The organism is Bacillus sp. 17RED48, from assembly GCF_019837545.1.
GTDB lineage: Bacteria > Bacillota > Bacilli > Bacillales > Bacillaceae_G > Bacillus_A > Bacillus_A wiedmannii.
Genome location: NZ_JADAXG010000002.1, coordinates 142,317 through 164,131, shown reverse-complemented (window position 1 = coordinate 164,131; position 21,815 = coordinate 142,317). Strand labels below are relative to the sequence as shown.

Annotated in this window: 20 protein-coding genes and 2 other annotated features; of the genes, 16 read left to right on the top strand and 4 right to left on the bottom strand. The window is 36.2% G+C overall.

The features are described from left to right. The first annotated feature begins 10 nt into the window (after nucleotides 1–10). The 3 genes from ILT06_RS07465 to ILT06_RS07455 are packed head-to-tail and all read left to right on the top strand — an operon-like array spanning nucleotide 11 to nucleotide 3,478. On the top strand, nucleotides 11–1,255 hold the full coding sequence (locus tag ILT06_RS07465) for a copper resistance CopC/CopD family protein (protein WP_222654988.1): 1,245 nt from the start codon (nucleotides 11–13) through the stop codon (nucleotides 1,253–1,255). Nucleotides 1,256–1,282: 27 nt separating this feature from the next. Further along, nucleotides 1,283–2,773 (top strand): sensor histidine kinase, encoded by a 1,491-nt coding sequence (locus tag ILT06_RS07460; protein WP_064476436.1) that lies wholly within the window; start codon nucleotides 1,283–1,285, stop codon nucleotides 2,771–2,773. A 15-nt stretch (nucleotides 2,774–2,788) separates the two neighbouring features. After that, nucleotides 2,789–3,478, top strand: a complete 690-nt coding sequence (locus ILT06_RS07455) for a response regulator transcription factor (protein ID WP_064476435.1) — start codon at nucleotides 2,789–2,791, stop codon at nucleotides 3,476–3,478. Between the two features lie 50 nt (nucleotides 3,479–3,528). On the opposite strand, the gene ILT06_RS07450 is transcribed toward ILT06_RS07455, so the two are convergent. Continuing rightward, a complete protein-coding gene (locus tag ILT06_RS07450) occupies nucleotides 3,529–4,287 on the bottom strand; it encodes an SDR family oxidoreductase (RefSeq protein WP_064476434.1) in 759 nt (252 codons plus the stop codon). Between the two features lie 260 nt (nucleotides 4,288–4,547). Next, nucleotides 4,548–4,793 (top strand) — a binding site (T-box leader). Between the two features lie 67 nt (nucleotides 4,794–4,860). Beyond that, nucleotides 4,861–5,099: a binding site (T-box leader), on the top strand. Nucleotides 5,100–5,251: 152 nt separating this feature from the next. Between ILT06_RS07450 and ilvE the strand changes: the two genes are divergently transcribed. From ilvE to ilvA, 6 genes are read left to right on the top strand one after another with little or no spacing between them, the layout of a single operon-like run. Beyond that, on the top strand, nucleotides 5,252–6,151 hold the full coding sequence (gene ilvE, locus ILT06_RS07445) for a branched-chain-amino-acid transaminase (protein WP_088048511.1): 900 nt from the start codon (nucleotides 5,252–5,254) through the stop codon (nucleotides 6,149–6,151). 22 nt (nucleotides 6,152–6,173) lie between these two features. Further along, complete coding sequence (gene ilvB, locus ILT06_RS07440) at nucleotides 6,174–7,886, top strand: acetolactate synthase large subunit (RefSeq protein WP_064476432.1); 1,713 nt, start codon at nucleotides 6,174–6,176, stop codon at nucleotides 7,884–7,886. Further along, entirely contained in the window at nucleotides 7,883–8,113 is a 231-nt protein-coding gene (locus ILT06_RS07435) for an ACT domain-containing protein (protein WP_064476431.1), read from the top strand. The genes ilvB and ILT06_RS07435 overlap by 4 nt, the downstream gene beginning before the upstream one ends. Nucleotides 8,114–8,127: 14 nt before the next feature. Further along, on the top strand, nucleotides 8,128–9,135 hold the full coding sequence (gene ilvC / locus ILT06_RS07430) for a ketol-acid reductoisomerase (protein ID WP_064476430.1): 1,008 nt from the start codon (nucleotides 8,128–8,130) through the stop codon (nucleotides 9,133–9,135). Between the two features lie 46 nt (nucleotides 9,136–9,181). After that, nucleotides 9,182–10,855: a dihydroxy-acid dehydratase gene (ilvD, locus tag ILT06_RS07425; RefSeq protein WP_064476429.1), complete on the top strand. Its 1,674-nt coding sequence runs from the start codon at nucleotides 9,182–9,184 to the stop codon at nucleotides 10,853–10,855. Nucleotides 10,856–10,886: 31 nt separating this feature from the next. Next, nucleotides 10,887–12,149 carry a threonine ammonia-lyase IlvA gene (gene ilvA / locus ILT06_RS07420; RefSeq protein WP_064476428.1) on the top strand — a complete coding sequence of 421 codons (1,263 nt, stop codon included), beginning with the start codon at nucleotides 10,887–10,889 and terminating at the stop codon, nucleotides 12,147–12,149. A gap of 80 nt (nucleotides 12,150–12,229) precedes the next feature. On the opposite strand, the gene ILT06_RS07415 is transcribed toward ilvA, so the two are convergent. Both ILT06_RS07415 and ILT06_RS07410 read right to left on the bottom strand, forming a co-directional pair. Beyond that, entirely contained in the window at nucleotides 12,230–12,457 is a 228-nt protein-coding gene (locus ILT06_RS07415; RefSeq protein WP_033657814.1) for a hypothetical protein, read from the bottom strand. 52 nt (nucleotides 12,458–12,509) lie between these two features. Continuing rightward, nucleotides 12,510–13,610 carry a CapA family protein gene (locus ILT06_RS07410; RefSeq protein WP_098111529.1) on the bottom strand — a complete coding sequence of 367 codons (1,101 nt, stop codon included), beginning with the start codon at nucleotides 13,608–13,610 and terminating at the stop codon, nucleotides 12,510–12,512. Nucleotides 13,611–13,826: 216 nt separating this feature from the next. On the opposite strand from ILT06_RS07410, the gene ILT06_RS07405 reads away from it, so the two are divergent. The 3 genes from ILT06_RS07405 to ILT06_RS07395 all read left to right on the top strand — a co-directional run bounded on the left by ILT06_RS07405 (nucleotide 13,827) and on the right by ILT06_RS07395 (nucleotide 16,795). Continuing rightward, nucleotides 13,827–14,543 carry a DUF554 domain-containing protein gene (locus ILT06_RS07405; RefSeq protein ID WP_064476426.1) on the top strand — a complete coding sequence of 239 codons (717 nt, stop codon included), beginning with the start codon at nucleotides 13,827–13,829 and terminating at the stop codon, nucleotides 14,541–14,543. Between the two features lie 18 nt (nucleotides 14,544–14,561). Next, on the top strand, nucleotides 14,562–15,413 hold the full coding sequence (locus tag ILT06_RS07400) for a GNAT family N-acetyltransferase (RefSeq protein WP_064476425.1): 852 nt from the start codon (nucleotides 14,562–14,564) through the stop codon (nucleotides 15,411–15,413). A 167-nt stretch (nucleotides 15,414–15,580) separates the two neighbouring features. Then, complete coding sequence (locus ILT06_RS07395; RefSeq protein WP_000179291.1) at nucleotides 15,581–16,795, top strand: multidrug efflux MFS transporter; 1,215 nt, start codon at nucleotides 15,581–15,583, stop codon at nucleotides 16,793–16,795. Nucleotides 16,796–16,848: 53 nt separating this feature from the next. Here ILT06_RS07395 and ILT06_RS07390 read toward each other — a convergent pair whose 3' ends face one another. Next, nucleotides 16,849–17,610, bottom strand: a complete 762-nt coding sequence (locus ILT06_RS07390; protein WP_222654987.1) for a DODA-type extradiol aromatic ring-opening family dioxygenase — start codon at nucleotides 17,608–17,610, stop codon at nucleotides 16,849–16,851. Nucleotides 17,611–17,814: 204 nt separating this feature from the next. Here ILT06_RS07390 and ILT06_RS07385 point away from each other — a divergent pair, with 204 nt between their 5' ends. From ILT06_RS07385 to scpC, 4 genes are all read left to right on the top strand, one after another. After that, nucleotides 17,815–18,738 carry an alpha/beta hydrolase gene (locus ILT06_RS07385; protein WP_001102603.1) on the top strand — a complete coding sequence of 308 codons (924 nt, stop codon included), beginning with the start codon at nucleotides 17,815–17,817 and terminating at the stop codon, nucleotides 18,736–18,738. Between the two features lie 55 nt (nucleotides 18,739–18,793). Next, nucleotides 18,794–19,399 carry a pentapeptide repeat-containing protein gene (locus ILT06_RS07380; protein ID WP_048561151.1) on the top strand — a complete coding sequence of 202 codons (606 nt, stop codon included), beginning with the start codon at nucleotides 18,794–18,796 and terminating at the stop codon, nucleotides 19,397–19,399. A gap of 81 nt (nucleotides 19,400–19,480) precedes the next feature. Continuing rightward, complete coding sequence (locus ILT06_RS07375) at nucleotides 19,481–20,125, top strand: LytTR family DNA-binding domain-containing protein (RefSeq protein ID WP_000389704.1); 645 nt, start codon at nucleotides 19,481–19,483, stop codon at nucleotides 20,123–20,125. A gap of 127 nt (nucleotides 20,126–20,252) precedes the next feature. Next, the gene (scpC, locus tag ILT06_RS07370) at nucleotides 20,253–21,767 is read left to right on the top strand and encodes a succinyl-CoA:acetate CoA-transferase ScpC (protein WP_064476424.1); all 1,515 of its coding nucleotides are present in this window, start codon (nucleotides 20,253–20,255) and stop codon (nucleotides 21,765–21,767) included. Nucleotides 21,768–21,815 lie beyond the last annotated feature (48 nt).

Below are 21,815 nucleotides of genomic sequence, written 5' to 3'. Positions count from 1 at the left end.
GGAGGTTTTCATGCTTTATAGAATGATAGTATTTATTTTAACAAGTGTAAGTATATTTTTATTTTCTCATAGTAGTGTATTTGCTCATACAAGTGTTGTAGGAGCCACCCCTAAAGAGGGGGAGGTTCTTACAGTACAACCGGAACAGATTATTCTTGAATTTAGTGAACCAGTTACAGGAAATGTAGTCAATATTGAACTGCTAGATCCAAGTGCAAAGAGAGTGCAAGTATCAAAGGTTGAAATATTAGATAACCCCAAAAAAATAAAAGTGAAATTACCAAACTTAAATAATGGTACTTACACAGTAAGGTGGTCTATGATTTCTGCAGACGGACATCCGAGTGAGGGAGGCTATCCCTTTTCAATTGGAGAAGAATTACAAACTAATGTAGTGGTAGAGGGAAATGCGAGTGGGAGTGGCTCAGTATTTTCAGATGTTATGATAGTAACACTACGCTATATTGTAGAGGGAATGATTTTAATTGGAGCAGGAGTAAAGTGGATCGATATGTTTGTAAAACGTTATAGATTACCTTCCATATTGCAAAGAATGAAGAATATGAAAAAGATTTTCTTCTCTATACTTGTAGTAGGATTAATAGCCGAATTAATAGTATATAAGTCAGTTATTCCGAAGGGAAGTTTACTTATTCATTCGCCATTTTCATTTATTATTATGATTCAACTGCTATTATTAGTTCTTATGTCTTTACAGCATATGGGGAACGAATGGTATGCGCTAGTTTGGGGATTTCTTGTTGCGAGTTTTTCTTTCACAGGTCATGTATGGATTACGAATCCAAATTGGGCAGCAGTTATAATTAGAATGGTCCACGTTATGAGTATTGCAGTGTGGCTAGGAGCACTTATTTATTTAGCTCTTGTTATAGCGTGGACAACATTATACAAAATTACATTTGATCAAAAGCGTTTCCGTAAACATTTTAGTATTATTGCTGGTATTTCATTTATTCTAGCATTTCTTTCTGGGGAATTAATTGTGTTTTTACAGACGAGGAATTGGGTACTTTTTAATTTTAATTCAATATGGACGAACCTTTTAAATATAAAGATTCTTACTGTATGTATAATTACAATTGTAGCATGGAGACAAACGAAAACATGGGGTAACGATATTGGAACAGTTAATCGCCGTTTATTGCTCTTAGAAATTGTTCTAGCTATACTCGTATTATTAGCTGGTATTTGGATGAGTCAAGTTTCGTTTCCGGTGAATTCTGTAACAAGCTAAAATTATAATGTTCATAGGAGTTCTGTAATGTCAATCCGTATTAGATTGCTGTTGTCGTATGTTGCGATGGTAATTATTCCAATCGTTTTTTGCGGTATAGCAGTTATTTTAATTAGTGTTACTTTATTTGGTGATATTCGTATTGCAAAAGCAATCATTGGTCTTAATCAAAATAGTCATTCTCTCATTGATAAAGAGCAGGAGGGAGCTATTCGTACAAAAGAAGATGAAGATGATATTTTTAGTAGGTTGAAAATTCTTTCATCGTATGCTCCAGATAAATTGGAGGATATAAATTTTTTAAAGGAAACTGATAAAGAATTAAACGATAATCAAGCAGGATTACTAATTCGAAAAAATGATGAGCTTACATATTCATCCCCATATTTTAAAATCTCTTCGTTTGATAAATACCTACCCGCATTTGAAACGGAAGGACAAAGAAAGGGAATGGATGTGAAAATAGAGGGTAATTCTTTTTACTATAAGCAATTTGATTACTACGATGAAGAGAAGGATAAGGTTAGTATTTTTGTATTTGAGTATGTAAATCCTTTAGAAGAAATGATTAGAGAATTTTTCCCGTATTTCGTATTCTCTTTAATACTTGGGTTAATTATTACGAATGGAATATTAACATATTTTATATCACGGAGTATTATTAAACCATTGCATTCATTAAAGCAGGCAACGGAAAGAATTCAAAAGGGTGATTTAGATTTTCAAGTAAAGCCACTTGCGAAAGATGAAATAGGTGAATTAAGTTTATCGTTTGAAGAGATGCGTGGCAGGTTGAAGGAATCGGTCGAGTTGCAAATGCAATATGAAAAAAATCGTAAAGAGTTGCTTTCAAATATTTCTCATGATTTACGGACGCCAATTACGGCTATTAAAGGTTATGTACAAGGAATTAAAGAGGGTATCGCTCGAACTCCAGAACAATTAGATAAATATTTAACGATTATTTATCATAAAGTGTTTGATATGGATCAATTAATTGACGAGCTTTTTCTCTTTTCAAAACTTGATTTAAAAGAGGAACCGTTTCAATTTGAAGAGGTTGAAATTAATCAATACTTATCTGATTGTATAGAAGAACTACAGCTTGAATTACAAGATAAGGGAATTGCAGTGAGATGGGATGCTCAAAAGGATACTTCTATTTTGGTAAAAGGTGATCGTGAAAAATTACGACGCGTTATTACAAATATCATTTGGAATAGTGTGAAGTATATGGATAAAGAAGAGGGCTATATAGGAATTCGCATGACTGAATCTATTGATTATGTAACGATTTACATAAAAGATAATGGGGTAGGAATAGAAGAGAAGGCGTTGCCTCATATATTTGAAAGGTTTTATCGTGCAGATTATTCTAGAAATTCTAAAACAGGTGGAAGCGGACTTGGTTTGTCAATTGCACATCAGATTATCACACAACATGGTGGTGATATTTGGGTAGAAAGCAAAAAAGGTAAAGGAACGACGCTGGCATTTACATTACAAAAAATCAATTAGAAAAAGGAGAGCATCTTGAAAAGAATTTTAATTATTGAAGATGAAGCAATTATAGCAGAGTTAGAAAAGGATTATTTAGAGGTTGCTGGGTATACAGTAGATATTGATTACTCTGGCGAAAAAGGTTTACAAAGAGTTCTTCTGGAGGATTATGACTTGTTAATTTTAGACATAATGTTACCGGGAATAGATGGATATGAAATTTGTAAACAAGTTCGATTGAAAAAGGACATCCCAATACTTATGGTATCCGCAAAACAAGAGGAAATCGATAAAATTAAAGGGTTAGGTTTTGGAGCAGATGATTATATTATAAAACCGTTTAGCCCGAGTGAAATGGTGGCACGTGTAAATGCTCATCTAGCTCGTTATGATCGTTTAACAGGAAAACGAGAACAAATAAAAGATGAAATTCGTATTCGAGGATTGCTTATTGATAAATCGGCCCGACGTGTATTTGTAAATGGAACTGAGGTCATGCTAACAGGAAAAGAATTTGATTTATTAACTTGTATGGCAGAACATCCAAATCAAGTATTTAGTAAAGATCGTCTCTTTGAAACTGTATGGGGGATGGATGTAATTGGTGATGCAGCAACGGTTGCTGTACATGTGAAAAATATTCGTCACAAAATTGAACTCGATCCATTCGATAAATCATATATCGAGACAATTTGGGGAGTAGGGTATCGTTTTACACAATGAAAAAGGCCAGCAAAAGTGCTGGCCTTTTTTTGCGTAAGTAGATTAAGAAATTACAAACAAGATCCTCCGCTCACATCAATTAATTGTCCAGTAACCCAGCGGCTGTCTGGAGAAGCGAGAAATGCCGCGGTATCGGCAATATCTTCTACTTCACCTAAGCGATTAAAAGCGGAAATGGTAGTAGCGTACTGTTTCATCATTGGGTCGCTCAAGAGTTCCGCATTCATATCTGTTTTAATAAATCCAGGAAGTATTGCATTCACTGTTATTCCTCGTGCTCCGAGCTGTTTTGCTAGTGTGAAAGTCATCGTATTAATAGCGCCTTTCGTCATACTATATGCAACGAAATCAGGTAAAGAAATACGAGTGGCAGCGGATGAAATATTAATAATTCGGCTATTGTCACGTAAACGAGATAGAGCTTGTTGGATGATAAAGAATGGTGCTTTTGCATTTACTGAAACCATTCTATCAAAAAATTGTTCAGTCGTTTCTTCAATAAAAGCACCAGGACCAATTCCAGCGTTGTTTATTAAAATATCGAATTTAGTACTACCAGTTCTTTTTTGTAATTCGTTATCTAAAGAACTATAAAGGGTTTCTACACCATGTAAAGATTCAAGGTTTGCACCGATAGAAAAAGCAGATCCGCCATTTGATTGAATTTCATAAACAGTTTCTTCAGCATCTTCTTTTCGATTTCCGTAATGAATAGCAACTAATGCACCGTCGTTTGCTAAACGTTTTGCAATAGCACGTCCAATTCCTCGGCTTGCTCCTGTAACTAATGCCACTTTTCCTTTTAACATAGTTTTCTCATCTCCTCAAAAAATTTTATATGTTATTAAGTTGTTTTTCTTTATGTAGTAATGCGAACATACTTAAGTAATATATGAGTATGTGTAAGAAGTTCATTCCGATTTTGTTTTGAGAAAAAATAAATAAACTTCTCTTGAATTGATTGAATTTTATTTTTTTTCGGAAAAACATGTTGACAATGAAAAGAACAACGTCCTATAATACGTTTAACAAATAAAAGTTAATTAAGAATTTTCCAACTTCATATGTTACATATGCAAAGAAGAGGAAAGTAGATGGTTATGATCGTTTCAGAGAGCTGCTCCTAGGCTGTGAGAGTAGTAACAATCGAATCATTGAAGATCACCTCGGAGCATCGCTTGCGAAAGGGAAACTGAGTAGAGGGCGACGGCATCGTCTCCGATAAAAGGACGGGGGTCTAATTGGACCTACAAAGCTTATATTTCGCGAGAAGTATAAGGAAGCTGAGTGGTACCGCGAAACTCTCGCCTCAGCAATCAAAGCTACTAAATTGTAGTAGTTGATTGCTGAGGCGAGAGTTTTTATTTTAAAAAATCGAATAAGAGAATGCGTAGAAGAGGAGAGTAAATGATAAAAATTGTTTCAGAGAGCCGCCTAGAAGCTGTGAGGGCGGTAACAATTTCATCATTGAAGATCACCTCGGAGCACTACTTTTGAAACTAGTAAAAAGTAGCGGAGTTGTTTCCGATAGAAAAACAAAAGTCTAATTGGACTTGCAGAGCTTATATTTCGTGAGAAGTGTAAGGAAGCTGAGTGGTACCACGATTCCCTCGTCTCAGCAATGGATTGCTACAAGTATGTATGTAATCGATTGTTGAGACGAGTATATTTTTAAGGTTTATATACTGAATATTCTGTTAAAAATACTCATCTCAGCAATCGATATAGAAATAGATTGCAAAAATAGAGAGAAAAAAAGAGGAGCGATGTGAGATGGGAAACCAGTACATTTATATGAATGGGGAATTTGTAGAAAAGGAAAAGGCAGTTGTTTCAGTATATGATCACGGTTTTTTATACGGAGACGGTGTATTTGAAGGAATTCGTAGTTACGGTGGAAATGTATTTTGTTTAAAAGAACATGTAAAACGATTATATGAATCGGCAAAATCTATTTTACTTACAATCCCATTGACGGTTGAAGAAATGGAAGAAGCGGTTTTACAAACGTTGCAAAAAAATGAGTATGCGGATGCTTACATTCGTTTAATTGTTTCACGAGGAAAAGGTGACTTAGGGCTCGACCCTAGAAGTTGTGTGAAACCGAGCGTTATTATCATTGCAGAACAATTAAAGTTATTCCCTCAGGAATTTTACGATAATGGATTAAGCGTTGTATCTGTTGCATCAAGACGTAATACGCCAGATGCACTAGATCCACGCATTAAGTCAATGAACTACTTAAATAACGTACTTGTAAAAATTGAAGCGGCGCAAGCAGGAGTGCTAGAGGCACTTATGTTAAATCAACAAGGATATGTTTGTGAAGGATCTGGAGATAATGTTTTCGTTGTGAAAGATGGAAAAGTGTTAACACCTCCTTCTTATTTAGGAGCGCTAGAAGGTATTACGAGAAATAGTGTTATCGAGCTATGTGAGCGACTTAATATTCGGTGTGAGGAAAGACCGTTTACTCGTCATGACGTATATGTAGCTGATGAAGTGTTTTTAACAGGAACGGCAGCAGAATTAATTCCGGTTGTAAAAGTTGATTCAAGAGAAATAGGAGATGGGAGACCGGGAAGTGTAACGAAACAATTGACAGAGGAATTTAAAAAGTTAACGAGAGAAAGAGGGGTACGTGTTCCAGGACTGGCGGAGAGCTTACTGTAGATAGGGAGAGGAGTTAATTAAAATGGAGCAGCATACAACATGTGAGAAATTACAGTGTGAAAATGTGACAGGTGCCGGACACGTTATTCAATGTTTGAAAAATTTAGGTGTAACGACTGTTTTCGGTTATCCGGGCGGAGCGATTTTGCCAGTATACGATGCGTTATACGGAAGTGGTTTGAAGCACGTTTTAACTCGTCATGAACAAGCTGCCATTCATGCGGCAGAAGGGTATGCGAGAGCTTCTGGAAATGTCGGGGTGGTCTTTGCTACCTCTGGACCAGGGGCGACAAATTTAGTTACGGGTTTAGCAGATGCTTATATGGATTCGATTCCTTTAGTTGTTATTACAGGGCAAGTTGCAAAACCTCTCATCGGAAAAGACGGATTTCAAGAAGCAGATGTTATCGGGATTACAGTACCTGTTACGAAGCATAATTACCAAGTTCGTGATGTGAATCATTTATCACGTATTGTACAAGAAGCTTTTTATATCGCCGAAAGCGGGCGACCGGGACCAGTATTAATTGATATTCCAAAAGATGTTCAAAATGAAAATGTAACAAATTTTTATAATGAAGTAATTGAGATTCCAGGATACAAAATAGAGCCTATGCCAGACAGTAGGAAGCTTAGAGAGGTGGCTAAAGAAATTTCAAAAGCAAAACGCCCACTTCTTTATATCGGCGGAGGTGTCATTCATGCAGGTGGATCAGATGAACTCATCCAGTTTGCGAGGGAGAATCGTATTCCTGTCGTTTCCACTTTAATGGGAATAGGTGCATATCCGCCGGGAGATTCGTTATTTTTAGGAATGCTCGGCATGCATGGAACGTACGCTGCAAATATGGCAGTAACAGAATGTGATTTATTACTTGCGTTAGGTGTTCGCTTCGATGATCGTGTAACAGGAAAATTAGAACTCTTTTCTCCGCATTCGAAAAAGGTACATATTGATATAGATCCTGCGGAGTTCCATAAAAATGTAACTGTGGAATATCCGATTGTTGGAGATGTGAAAAAAGCATTACACATGTTGTTACATATGCCGATTAATACACAAACAAAAGAATGGCTTACGAAAATCGAGGAGTGGAAAGAGGAATATCCTCTTTCTTACAATCAAAAAGAATGTGAGTTGAAACCACAGCATGTTATTAGCCTAGTAAGTGAATTAACGAACGGTGAAGCGATTGTTACGACAGAAGTAGGACAACATCAAATGTGGGCTGCGCATTTTTATAAAGCGAAAAACCCACGGACTTTTCTAACATCTGGCGGACTAGGAACGATGGGGTTTGGTTTCCCGGCGGCAATTGGTGCTCAGCTTGCAAAAGAAGAAGAACTCGTCATTTGTATTGCAGGCGATGCTTCTTTTCAAATGAACATTCAAGAACTACAAACAATTGCTGAAAATAATATTCCTGTAAAAGTATTTATTATAAATAACAAATTTTTAGGGATGGTAAGGCAATGGCAAGAAATGTTTTATGAAAATCGTTTATCAGAGTCAAAAATCGGATCGCCAGATTTTGTGAAAGTGGCAGAAGCTTATGGAGTGAAGGGATTAAGAGCGACGAATTCAACCGAGGCGAAACAAGTGATGTTAGAAGCAATTGCTCATGAAGGTCCTGTCGTAGTTGATTTTTGTGTAGAAGAAGGTGAAAACGTATTTCCAATGGTTCCGCCAAACAAAGGGAATAACGAAATGATTATGAAGAGGTGGGAAGAATGAGCCATACTTTTTCACTCATTATTCATAACGAGCCAAGCGTCTTATTACGTATAAGTGGGATTTTTGCTCGGCGTGGTTATTATATTTCTTCTTTACATTTAAACGAAAGAGATACTAGTGGTGTTTCTGAAATGAAACTCACAGCAGTTTGTACTGAAAATGAAGCGACATTACTTGTTGATCAGTTGAAAAAATTAATTGATGTACTGCAAGTAAATAAATTATAGGGAGTGTATGGAATATGAAAACGTATTATGAGAAAGATGCAAATTTAGAGTTATTACAAGGGAAAACAATTGCGGTAATTGGTTATGGATCTCAAGGTCATGCGCAGGCACAAAATTTACGTAATTCTGGTGTGGAAGTTGTAGTTGGTGTTCGGCCTGGTAAGTCTTTTGAAGTAGCAAAAGCAGATGGATTTGAAGTAATGTCTGTTTCAGAAGCTGTTCGAACCGCGCAAGTTGTACAAATGCTATTGCCAGATGAACAGCAAGCACATGTGTATAAAGTAGAAGTAGAAGAGAATCTCCGTGAAGGACAAATGTTACTTTTCTCACATGGATTTAATATTCACTTCGGACAAATTAACCCGCCAAGTTACGTAGATGTAGCGATGGTCGCGCCAAAAAGTCCAGGTCATCTCGTTCGGCGTGTATTTCAAGAAGGAAATGGTGTTCCGGCATTAGTAGCAGTACATCAAGATGCAACAGGAACAGCATTAAGTTTAGCTCTTGCGTATGCAAAAGGTGTAGGCTGTACACGTGCAGGCGTAATTGAAACGACATTCCAAGAAGAAACAGAGACGGATTTATTCGGTGAGCAAGCAGTGCTTTGCGGCGGGGTAACGGCACTTGTGAAAGCTGGTTTTGAAACATTAACAGAAGGCGGATATCGTCCTGAAATTGCATACTTTGAATGTTTACATGAATTAAAGTTAATTGTTGATTTAATGTACGAAGGTGGTTTAACGAACATGCGCCATTCTATTTCCGATACGGCAGAGTTCGGAGATTATGTAACAGGGTCGAGAATTGTTACAGATGAAACAAAGAAAGAAATGAAACGAGTACTTACAGAAATTCAGCAAGGTGAATTCGCGAAGAAGTGGATTTTAGAAAATCAAGCTGGGCGACCAACGTATAATGCGATGAAAAAAGCAGAACAAAATCATCAGTTAGAAAAAGTAGGAGCAGAGCTTCGTGAAATGATGAGCTGGATTCACGCACCGAAAGAATTAGTAAAGAAATAGAATAAGAGATTATAAGTGAAAAATACGTAAGAGGGGATTTGACAAGATGAGAAGTGACATGATTAAAAAAGGTTTTGATAAAGCGCCGCACCGTAGTTTATTAAAAGCAACTGGTTTGAAAGATGAAGATTTTGATAAACCGTTTATAGCTATCTGTAATTCTTTTATTGAAATTATTCCAGGTCATAAGCACTTAAATGAGTTTGGGAAACTTGTTAAAGAAGCAGTGCGTGCAGCAGGTATGGTTCCATTTGAATTTAATACAATTGGAGTAGATGACGGTATTGCGATGGGGCATATCGGTATGCGTTATTCGCTTCCGAGTCGTGAAATCATAGCAGATTCAGTAGAAACGGTTGTAAATGCACATTGGTTTGATGGTATGATTTGTATTCCAAACTGTGACAAAATCACACCCGGTATGATGATGGCTGCACTTCGTATTAACATTCCAACTGTATTCGTTTCAGGTGGTCCGATGGCGGCTGGAAAAACATCTAAAGGAGAAGTTGTCGATTTAAGTTCTGTTTTTGAAGGAGTAGGAGCTTATCAATCTGGTAAAATTTCAGAAGAAGAATTAAAGGATATTGAAGATCATGGCTGTCCATCTTGTGGTTCTTGTTCCGGTATGTTTACAGCGAACTCTATGAACTGTTTATGTGAAGTATTAGGTTTAGCTCTTCCGGGTAACGGAAGTATTTTAGCCATCGATCCAAGACGCGAAGAATTAATTAAACAAGCAGCAGAGAAATTAAAGATTTTAATTGAAAGAGATATTAAACCGCGAGACATTGTAACGGAAGAAGCAATTGATGATGCGTTCGCACTTGATATGGCGATGGGCGGTTCAACAAATACAGTGTTGCACACATTGGCGCTCGCGCAAGAGGCTGGATTAGATTACGATATGAACCGCATTGATGCCGTTTCAAGACGTGTACCACATTTATGTAAAGTAAGCCCTGCTTCCAATTGGCATATGGAAGATATTGATCGAGCGGGCGGGATTAGTGCAATTTTGAAAGAGATGAGCCGAAAAGAAGGGGTACTTCATCTAGACCGAATAACGGCTACTGGGCAGACGTTAAGAGAAAACATTGCTCATGCAGAGATTAAAGATAAGGAAGTTATTCATTCTCTCGAAAACCCTCATAGTGAAGAAGGGGGATTACGTATATTAAAAGGAAACCTTGCGAAAGATGGGGCAGTTATTAAAAGTGGGGCAACAGAAGTAAAACGATTTGAAGGACCTTGCGTTATTTTTAATTCACAAGATGAGGCGCTTGCGGGCATTATGCTTGGAAAGGTTAAGAAAGGCGATGTAGTTGTTATTCGCTATGAAGGACCAAGAGGCGGCCCTGGTATGCCGGAAATGTTAGCACCAACATCAGCGATTGCTGGTATGGGATTAGGTGCAGATGTTGCGCTATTAACGGATGGTCGTTTTTCTGGAGCTTCACGTGGTATTTCGGTAGGGCATATTTCGCCAGAAGCAGCTGCGGGCGGAACGATTGCACTTCTCAAGCAAGGGGATATCGTTTGTATCGATGTTGAGGAAAGATTGTTAGAAGTAAGAGTTAGTGATGAAGAATTAGATAAGCGTAAAAAAGAATGGAAACGACCAGAACCGAAAGTGAAAACTGGCTGGCTTGGACGTTATGCACAGATGGTAACATCGGCGAATACAGGTGCAGTTCTAAAAATCCCGAATTTTGATTGAGCCAATTTAAAAGAGATAAGGATGATATGAAATGGTGCAGAAGGTAAAGGAGAGAGTGAAAATTGAAGATATCTTAATGGCTCATAATTGCATGAAAGATATCGTTATTAAAACACCGTTACAACGTGATACAGTTTTATCTGAGAAATATGATTGTGACGTTTATGTAAAAAGAGAAGACTTACAATTAATTCGCTCTTTCAAAATCCGTGGTGCGTACAATTTAATTCAAAGTTTATCGAAAGAACAATTACAAAACGGTGTTGTTTGTGCAAGTGCAGGTAATCATGCACAAGGAGTTGCTTATACGTGCAATTTATTGAAGATTCCGTCAAAAATCTTCATGCCAACAACGACGCCTAAACAAAAAGTATCGCAAGTACAATTTTTCGGTGGTGATTTTGCAGAAATTGTATTAGTTGGTGATACATTTGATAGCTCTTTCCAAGAAGCGCAGCGCTATTGTGAGGATAATAGAATGACGTTTGTTCATCCGTTCGATGATTCGTATGTTATTGCTGGTCAAGGAACAGTGGCAGTTGAAATTATGCATGATATGGAGAAACCAGTTGATTATATCTTTACAGCAATCGGCGGTGGTGGATTAGCATCAGGTGTTGGTACATATGTTAAAGGTGTTAGTCCTGCTACAAAGATCATTGGTGTAGAGCCAATGGGAGCTGCATCTATGAAAGAGGCTTTTCTTCAAAATGAAAATGTCGCATTGGAGAAAATAGATAGTTTTGTTGATGGGGCAGCTGTTAAAAAGGTAGGGAAGTTAACATTTGAAACTTGTAAAGATGTAATTGATGATATTGTTTTAGTACCAGAAGGAAAGGTTTGTACGACGATTTTAGAACTGTATAAGAAAAATGCAATTGTAGCTGAACCGGCTGGTGCACTATCTATTGCAGCGCTTGATTTATATAGAGATGAAATAAAAGGTAAAACAGTTGTATGTACGCTAAGTGGTGGAAATAATGATATTGATAGAATGCAAGAAATGAAAGAACGTTCGCTCATTTACGAAGGGTTAAAGCATTATTTTATCATTGAATTCCCGCAGCGTTCAGGTGCGCTAAGAGAATTTCTTGATAAAGGGTTAGGGCCAGAAGATGATATTACGCGCTTTGAGTATATTAAGAAGCATAATAAAGAAAATGGCCCAGCACTAGTCGGAGTAGAGTTAAAACATAAAGAGGATTATGAGCAATTAATTACTCGTTTTAAAGAAAATAATATTCAATTTATGGAGCTTAATAAAAATCCTGTTTTGTTTGATTTACTTATTTAATAGAAGGAAAGAGTTAGCACCCAAATAAAAAAGATAGATACAAGCGGGGAAATATAATGCTTGTTCTATCTTTTTTAAAGTTAAACTAGATACTCATTAAATTCAAGAAGAATAAAGCTAGCTAACCAAAAAAATATCGCAATGCGAATAATTACATACATTGTAAATTCAAAGGGAGTAAGATTTCGCTCTCGCTTTATTTTTTTAAATAGTCTCACAGAATAAAAGGAACATAAAAGTAGGATTGCTATAGACATTTTATAGATGTTTTCTAAGAGGTTTATATTTTCTAATAAGTCTTTTAGCATATTCATCACCTATCCTCTAATGTATGTTACAGAGAAATTTATCTTGCGCTGTCTAGTTGCGTTTATTTTTTATTTCCCCTGCTTCATCAATTTCTACGTCAGTTGAAATCGTTTGTAAATATTGTAGAGCTTTTTTCTTTTCTTCCTCATTTACAGGGGAAACTTGGTTGTTGCGAATGATGTAAGGATTGAATGACATTTGGACATCCTTTCCTTTAAAAGTTAAAGTTAATACGCCAGTTTCGGCGCTTTTCCCGCTCACATAACTTGGGAATAAAAAGTTTCCTAATGAGTAAGCGATAGGAACTTTATTATAATACTCAAATCCTTGTAGCCAATGTGGGTGACTTCCGACAATCGCGTCAGCTCCTGCTTCAACCATTTTAGGTACATATTGTTTTTGGTATTCTACCGGACGATTGGATTTTTCAACGCCCCAATGCATATAGACGATTAAATAGTCTGCATCTTTCTTTTGCTCTTTAATTGTTTTTGTTACAAGATTTAAATCATATCCGTTCGCAACGCCAGGTTTGTCACGAGCTACCCAATTCGTATCAGGCATAAATCGAACGAAGGAAAGAAATTTGAACTTTTTCCCTTTTACAGTAATTTCTCGTGCGGTATAGGCATCCTTTTCATTCTTTCCGGCTCCAATGTATGGGAACTTTAATTTTTCTACGTGAGAAATCGTGTCTAATAATCCATCTTGCCCATAATCAAGTGTATGGTTATTCCCGATATTTACGATGTCATATCCAGTGTTTTTTATAGCTTGTAGTGTGGATGGATCACTTTTAATCCAAAATAGTTGCCCAGGTGCTTTTTTTTCTCTCGTTGTAAATGCTGACTCTAAATTAACGAAAGAAATATCAGCTTTTGTTATTTCTTCTTTTACATGTTGGAATGGATAATCAGCCCCGTTTTTTTCGATTACAGGACGTAATTGCCAATCGAACATAGTATCACCAGAGAAGGTGAGTGTAATTTCCTGATCTTCTATTTTCTTTTCACTTGTTGAAGCGGTTTTACTAGATTTGTTTTGCAAATCGGGTTTGTCTTTCGCTTTTGAAGTAAAAGAGTAGTTAATTAATAAAACAATTGGTGTAATGCAAAAGGCTATTAACAGAAATCGTTTTAGTAAAGTTTTCATAAATACCGTCCCTTTTGAGTTTATACCGCAATTTGTGGGCAGTAAAACTCGCGCTAGTTAAAGTTTCACTTTATGTATAACTACAAAAAATTGCGGTTTATGTAGTGAAAAACATTTGTTAATATTCTCAATATTAAGTTAACATATAGATAACCTGTAAATCAATGTATAAACCAAAATATAGAAATAAAGAATTCGAAGGGTGAAGAATGAGAAATGGTTATATTAGGAGCAGTTGTAAATGGGGTTTGTATTATATTTGGTACTTTACTAGGTAAATTATTTAGTAGAATTCCAGAAAGTATGAAGGGAACAATTATGCATGCAATCGGTTTAGCGGTTACTGTGCTTGGACTTCAAATGGCATTGAAAAGTGAAAATTTTCTTGTTGTCATACTAAGTTTAGTTATTGGTACCGTCATCGGGGAATGGCTACAATTAGAGGGGAAATTAAAACAGTTAGGAGATTGGCTAGAAAATAAAGTTGGATCGAAAGGGAAAGGGAGCATATCAGAAGGTTTTGTAACAGCTACTTTAATTTTTGCAATTGGTGCGATGGGGATACTTGGTGCACTCGACAGCGGGATTCGCGGCAATCATGATATTTTATTTACAAAGGCGATTATCGATGGATTTATTTCTATTATATTAACGACAACTTTAGGAATTGGTGTAGTATTTTCGGCGATTCCAGTTATTTTATACGAAGGAGGGATTGCGGTTTTTGCAACACAAATTAATAGTTTGGTCCCGAAAGAATTAATGAATCAATTTATAGTGGAAATGACAGCTACAGGTGGTATTATGATAGCCGCTATTGGATTGAACTTACTTGGTATTATTAAAATTAAAGTGGCAAATTTACTGCCAGGTATATTGGTAGTTGGAATAATTGTTTCACTTATTTATGGTTACGGTTTAATAGTAAAGTAATAGGGGGTGGAGATACATATGGAGGAGTATAAATTTACAAAACGTGTTCATAACATATTGAAGATTGCAGCAGAAGAGGCAGAAAGTAATATCATTCAACCAGCTCATCTGCTTATAGGCATGTGTAAAGAAGGTGCTGGAGTTTGCAGCGAGTTGTATATGTATTTGTTTCGTAACGTGGGTACGGATTTTTTAGAAAAACTTTCATTACGAAAACAATACGATTTAACGGATCAAGAGTATAAAAAAATAGGACAATATAAGGTATCTTATAAGGTGCTAGAAATTTTACAAATAGCGAAGAAACGTATGGAACGTTTTCAGCAAGTAATAATGAATGAAGGGCATGTTATATATGCACTATTTCGTGTAAATACGTTTATTGAAAATGCACAAATACAAAGAGATATATTACATATTATAGCTGAGCCAAGAGATTTAGCGGTTGATCTAAAATGTTTTGTTCCTACTTATAATGATTTAACTTGTACTGTTAGAAAGGCTAGCTCTTCTGATTTCGAAAAATTAGCAAGTTTTGTTGAGGCGGAATTTGGTGAACGTTGGCTGCATTCGATAGCGTATGGATTTCGTACATATAAAGATAATTTACCTATTTATATAGCAGAACAAGAAGAAGCGATAGTAGGCTTCGCTTGTTATGATGTAGTGAGAGGAAAGAAGGGATTGTTTGGTCCAATGGGCACAGCGAAACAAAATCGAGTGAAAGGTGTAGGGAAGCAATTGTTACATCGTTGTTTACATAGTATGAAGCAAGAAGGATATGAATACGTAATTATTGGACAAGCAGGTCCGATTGAGTTTTATGAGCGAAATTGTGATGCGCGTTTAATACCGTTAGAGAATAAGTAACCAACTCCATATAGGGGAGTTGGTTTTTTTATGAAAATAATGTAAAGATGTAGTGGTTTTTACTAGAAAATAGCGGGTTTTGTAGTAAATCTTACAAATAAAGCAAATTACTAAACTTTTTACAAGAAAGGGTGTAGAATGGGTATCTAAAGAAAGAAGGTGTGAAAATGGCCAGCTGGAAACGAAATTTAATGATTTGTTGGCTAGGTTGTTTTACCACTGCAGCCGGTATGAGTTTAGTAATTCCTTTTTTATCTTTTTATATTGAGGAATTAGGAGTAACTGGCACTTCTAGTATTGCACAGTGGTCGGGACTTGCATTTGGTATAACATTTTTAATGGGTGCGATCGTATCACCAATATGGGGAAAGCTGGGTGATATACATGGACGGAAATTGATGCTTATTCGTGCGAGCCTAGGTATGGCGATTATTATGACGCTTATGGGATTTGTAACGGATGTGTATCAATTAGTAGCACTAAGATTTTTAATGGGAGCAGTATCTGGTTTCCTTTCAACGGCGATGACATTTATTGCAGCAGAAACTCCGAAAGAACATTCAGGTTGGGCAATCTCCACAATTTCAACAGGTGGCGTGAGCGGTTCTTTACTTGGCCCATTACTTGGTGGTTATTTGTCTGAGTTAATTGGAATGCGCCATGTTTTTCTTGTTACAGGAGCTTTTTTATTCCTTTCTTTTCTCATCGTTTTTTTCTTCCTACATGAAGAGAATCACTCCGCTCAAGCAAAAAAAGTACAACAGAAAAAAGTATGGACGATGGTTCCAGCAAAGCATTTAATTATTAGTTTATTTGTAACAACATTTATTATTCAACTTGCGAACATGTCAATTCAACCTATTATTACATTGTATGTAAAGAATTTAGAAGGCCCAGGAACAGCTCATATTGAAATGATTGCAGGCGCAGTCATGTCTGCGACAGGTTTAGCGATTATTATGGCAGCTCCTAAGTTAGGTAGATTATCAGATCATATCGGTCCTCAAAAAACGTTAGTTGTAGCGTTGTTTGCTGCAGGAATTATTTTTATTCCGCAAGCATTTGTAACCTCAGCTTGGCAACTATTAATTCTTCGCTTTTTATTAGGTATTGCACAAGCAGGACTATTACCTTCCGTACAAACTCTACTAAAACAACATACACCAACCCATGTAACGGGAAGAATATTTGGGTATAATCAATCGTTTCAGTTTTTAGGAAATATGATTGGACCAGTACTTGGTGGACAAATTGCAGCACATGCGGGCTTCCAATATGTTTTCTTTTCTACTTCATCACTATTATTTATTGCGTGCATTTGGGTTTATTTTCACAATAAGAACGAAGAGGTATCAGAGAAACGACATTTGGAAGTTAGTTAACTAAGTGAATGAAAAAGAAAAAGGATGAAGCAACGATTGCTTCATCCTTTTCTTTAAAATTGGAGACAAAGATAGCTTAATGTACCAAGCTCGTAACTACGGTGAATGACTTCACCGTTATTATCGCCACTTCCCATAGCGATAAATAAAGGAACAAAATGCTCTGCTCTTGGTACTGCTAGTTGTGCATGAGGGGCATTTTTCTCCCAATTAAATAATGCATCTTTATCAGTAGTCTGCATATGTTTAATAATCCAATCATCAAATTCAATTGCCCATTGTTCGGGTGTCGTTTGATTCCATTTTAAAGCTCGTAAATTATGAACGGTAACACCGCTCCCGATTACTAAAATATCTTCTTGCCTAAGTCCTTTTAGTGCTTCTCCAATTTCAAATTGTTCTTTTGCAGGAAGGAATGGATTGACTGATATTTGGACGACAGGAATATTTGCTTCTGGATACATGCGGTGCAAGAGTGTCCATGAGCCATGATCTAAACCTCTCGTCATATTATGATGGACTGGAATACCTTTGTTTTTAAATTTTGTTTCTAACATAGATGCAATGTTAGAAGAGCCTTTCGCACGATATTTAATTTCATATAACTCAGGAGGAAAACCTCCAAAATCATAAATTGTTTCATATTCGTTATCTGATGAGGAAATCGTTAATACTTCACTTTCCCAGTGAGCAGTAAAAATAACAATTGCTTTCGGTTTATATGTTTCTCCAAGTGTTTTTAAAAAACTTGTATATTCTGTATCTTGAATAGCAAGCATCGGTGATCCGTGTGCTAAAAATAATGATGGCATCATAATAGAAACCTCCCAAAAATATAATAATTACTTTATGTAAGTTACTATATAATTTTATTTTAAATTCGTCAACATAATAGTTATAGAGCTAATTGGAAAAGTGCAGTATTTGTCATAATGAAAGCAATTGCATATAATACATAATAAGAATAATGAATGGATATTCATTTTTTGATATACATAATAGAGTTGGGGGCTGACGAAATGAACGTACAGGAAAGTTTCGTTACGGCATTGGATGGATCGGAAATTTATTTACGTAAGTGGCTACCAGAAAGAGATCCGCGAGGGATTATTCAAATTGCACATGGTATGACAGAACATGCAGGTGTTTATACAGACTTTATTGCTGCTTTATTAGAAGCAGGGTATGGTGTTTATGCGCATGATCATAAAGGTCATGGGAAAACAGTGAAAAGAGAAGAAGATTATGGTCATTTTGAACCAAATGTAGGTTGGAATGAGGCTGTGTCTGATGTTATTTTTGTATCAGAAACGATAAGAAAAGAGCAGACATGCCCGTTGTTTTTACTTGGACATAGTATGGGTTCTTTTTTATCAAGACGTGCTGTACAACTTAAAGGTGGATTATATGATGGATTCCTTATTTCAGGAACTGGTGGGAACCCGGGATTCTTAGGAGTCATTGGTCATAAAGTAGCGACAATCGAGATGAAACTACGCGGGGCAAAAACGAAAAGTCCGATGCTAAACTTTTTATCTTTCGGAAATTTCAATTCGCACTTTAAACCAAATCGTACGAAATTTGATTGGTTATCTTCAGATAATAATCAAGTTGATAAATATATTGCGGATCCTTTATGTGGATTTATTTGTACAACAAGTTTTTATCGTGAATTATTTTCTGGGGTATTAGAAGTAAATAAACTAGAAGAGTTTAAGAAAACACCGAAAAACCTTCCAATACATATTTTTTCAGGAAATCGTGATCCTGTTGGGGATATGGGGAAAGGTGTAAAAGAAGTATATGAAAATTATAAAAAATGTGGCGTGAAAGATGTAACATTGCGTCTATATGAAAATGGAAGACATGAAATGTTCCATGAAGTAAATCGAGATGAAGTATTTCAAGATTTGATTTCTTGGTTAGATGGACATATTGTATGAGAAGAAACCTCACTTTTTTCAAGTGAGGTTTCTTTAAGGAGACGGAGGAATAGTTATGAGTGAATTTGTAAATAAAGAGTATATAGAAATAGATTTTCAAGATGTTTTGATTAAAGAAGAGGAATTGAAAAATTGTACTTTCATAAAATGCCGTTTTAGAGGGATAGATGCATCGGAAGTTTCTACTGAAAATTGTAATTTTATAGAATGTGATTTTACCGGTGCTCTATTTAACGCTTCTATCCATCAAGGAACTACATTTGCGAATTGTAAGTTTGTTGGTGTGAATTTATTCGTATCGAAGTTTGAAGAATGTAAAATGACTGGCTCTGATTTTGAAGAAGCGAATTTAGATGGAATAACTATAATATCGGGCGATTGGTCATATACGAATTTAAGGTTCGCGAACTTAAGTAAACAAATGTTAAAGGGTATACGTTTAATTGAAGCTGACCTATATGAATGTAATTTAGAAAAAGCAGATTTACGTGAAGCAGATTTAACAGGTGCACAATTAGGTAAGGCGAAACTTAGTGGTGCAGATTTAAAAGGGGCGGTAGTTGATAGAATTGATTTTACAAGTTTTGATTTAAAAAATGTGAAATTAGATATAGCGCAGGCAGTTGCAGTAGCAAGATGTTATGGGGCTAAGGTGAACTAAATAATCTGTAAAACCGTTCAAATTGCTGAACGGTTTTATAAATCATAATAGTAGTATAATAGTAAATGAGGTGTTAATAATATGGAAGATAAAACATTAGGTATACTACTAGATGTTGTTGGGGAATTATTTTCAGATGAAATATCAATCGCCGTTTCAAATACGAAAGAATATATTTACTATCGACCAAGCAAACGAATTGATTTAAAGATTAGCACCGGAGATCCTATTAAGGAAGGGACGATTGCTCATAAAGCAATGATAACGAAGCAAAAAGCCTCTGAGTTTATTAACCGAGATGTTTTCGGTATTCCTTATCATGGAATGGCCGTACCTTTTTCAAATAATGGCAAGATTGAAGGTTGCGTGACGGCAATTTATCCCGCTTTAACGGATGGTAAGTCGGTCGTTACTTTAAAAACAACAGACGGCTGGGTTCCAGTTCCTTTCTCAAAGGTCATGTATTTAGAAGCTAAAGATAAAAAGACGTATGTGAATTCAGAAGAGTTAACAGGAACACATAAGTACTCGCTACAAGAATTCGAATACTTGCTGCCGAAAGATTCTTTTATTAGATGTCACCGTTCTTTTATTGTAAATGTTAATCATATTAAAGCGATTTACCCTGATACGCATTCTACTTTTTTACTTTCTATGGATAACGGAGAGAGGGTACCAGTGAGTCAATCATATGCTAGCTATTTTCGTAAGCTTCTAGGATTCTAAATGTTTCTGCTTTAGAACCTAGATTCGCTGTTTTATCTGAATTTTCGGCATTGTGTAAGAAAATTCCTATTTTGATACTGTTAATGTGTGAAATAATTATGAATATTCATTAAGAGAGGGATTACATATGGAGAATAATTTAGATAGAATTAGGGATCAACGTTTAAAAGATCGAGTAGTTACACCTGAAGAAGCAGCTTCATGGATTGAAAGTGGAATGACTTTAGGTTTAAGTGGATTTACACGCGCTGGGGATGTAAAAGCAGTCCCATTTGCACTTGTAAACCGAGTGAAGAATGATAAATCTTTTAAAGTGAATGTTTATACAGGGGCTTCCTTAGGTTCGGATGTAGATAAATTATTTGCTGAGGCAGGAATTTTAGGGAAAAGATTGCCCTTCCAAGCTGATGCGACTATGCGAAAAGGAATTAATAACGGAGACTTTTTATTTGTGGATCAGCACTTATCTCATACAGCAGAGTTACTCCGTGCTGACGTTATGGATATAGATGTCGCTATTTTGGAAGCGGTTGCGATTACTGAAGATGGCATGATTATTCCAACCACTTCAATTGGAAATTCCTTAGCATTCTCCTTACATGCTAAGTCCATTATTATTGAAATGAATATGGCTCAATCTACGCAACTAGAGGGGCTACATGATTTATATGAACCAGGTAAACAAGGGGAAAGACTCCCAATTCCGCTCGTAAAAACGGATGATCGAATTGGAACAATCGGTATTCCGATTGATGCTGAAAAAGTGAAGGGAATTGTGTTTACGAATCAACTGGATTCGCCATCGACAATTGTTCCTCCAGATGAAGAAACTGTCATTATGGCACAGCATTTAATAGAGTTCCTTCGAGAAGAGGTTAAAGTAGGTCGATTAACAAATCGTTTAGCGCCGTTACAATCTGGAATTGGTTCAGTTGCTAATGCAGTATTGCACGGTATGCTAGATTCGGAGTTTGAAAATTTAGAAGTGTATTCTGAAGTTTTACAGGATGCGGTCTTTGATCTAATGGATGCTGGGAAAGTCAATTTTGCTTCCTGCTGCTCCATCACGCTTTCTGAAGAGAAAATGCAACAAGTATTTTCTAACTTTGAAAAATATCGTGATAAATTAATGATGCGCCCGCAAGAGATTTCTAATCATCCTGAAATCATTCGTCGCCTTGGATTAATCTCGATTAATACTGCTTTAGAATTAGATATATACGGAAATGTTAATTCTACTCACGTTTTAGGTACAAAAATGATGAACGGTATTGGTGGTTCTGGCGATTTTGCAAGAAATGCGCGTTTAGCTATCTTTGTTACTAAATCGATTGCAAAAGGCGGCAACATTTCAAGTATCGTTCCTTTCGTTTCGCATGTAGACCATACGGAACACGATGTAGATGTTATCGTCACTGAACAAGGGTATGCGGACTTAAGAGGACTAGCGCCAAGAGAAAGAGTGGAACTAATTATTGAGAATTGCGTACATCCAATGTATCGTGACCAGCTAAGAGCTTATTTCGAAGAAGCACAAACAAGAGGTGGACAAACCCCTCATGTTTTAGAAAAAGCTTTTTCTTGGCATACGAATTATGCTAAAAATGGAACAATGCTTGAAGCAGTAGTAGAAAATATATAGTTATGTAGTATAAAAATAGTAAAACAAATGACTCTCAATATAATATGC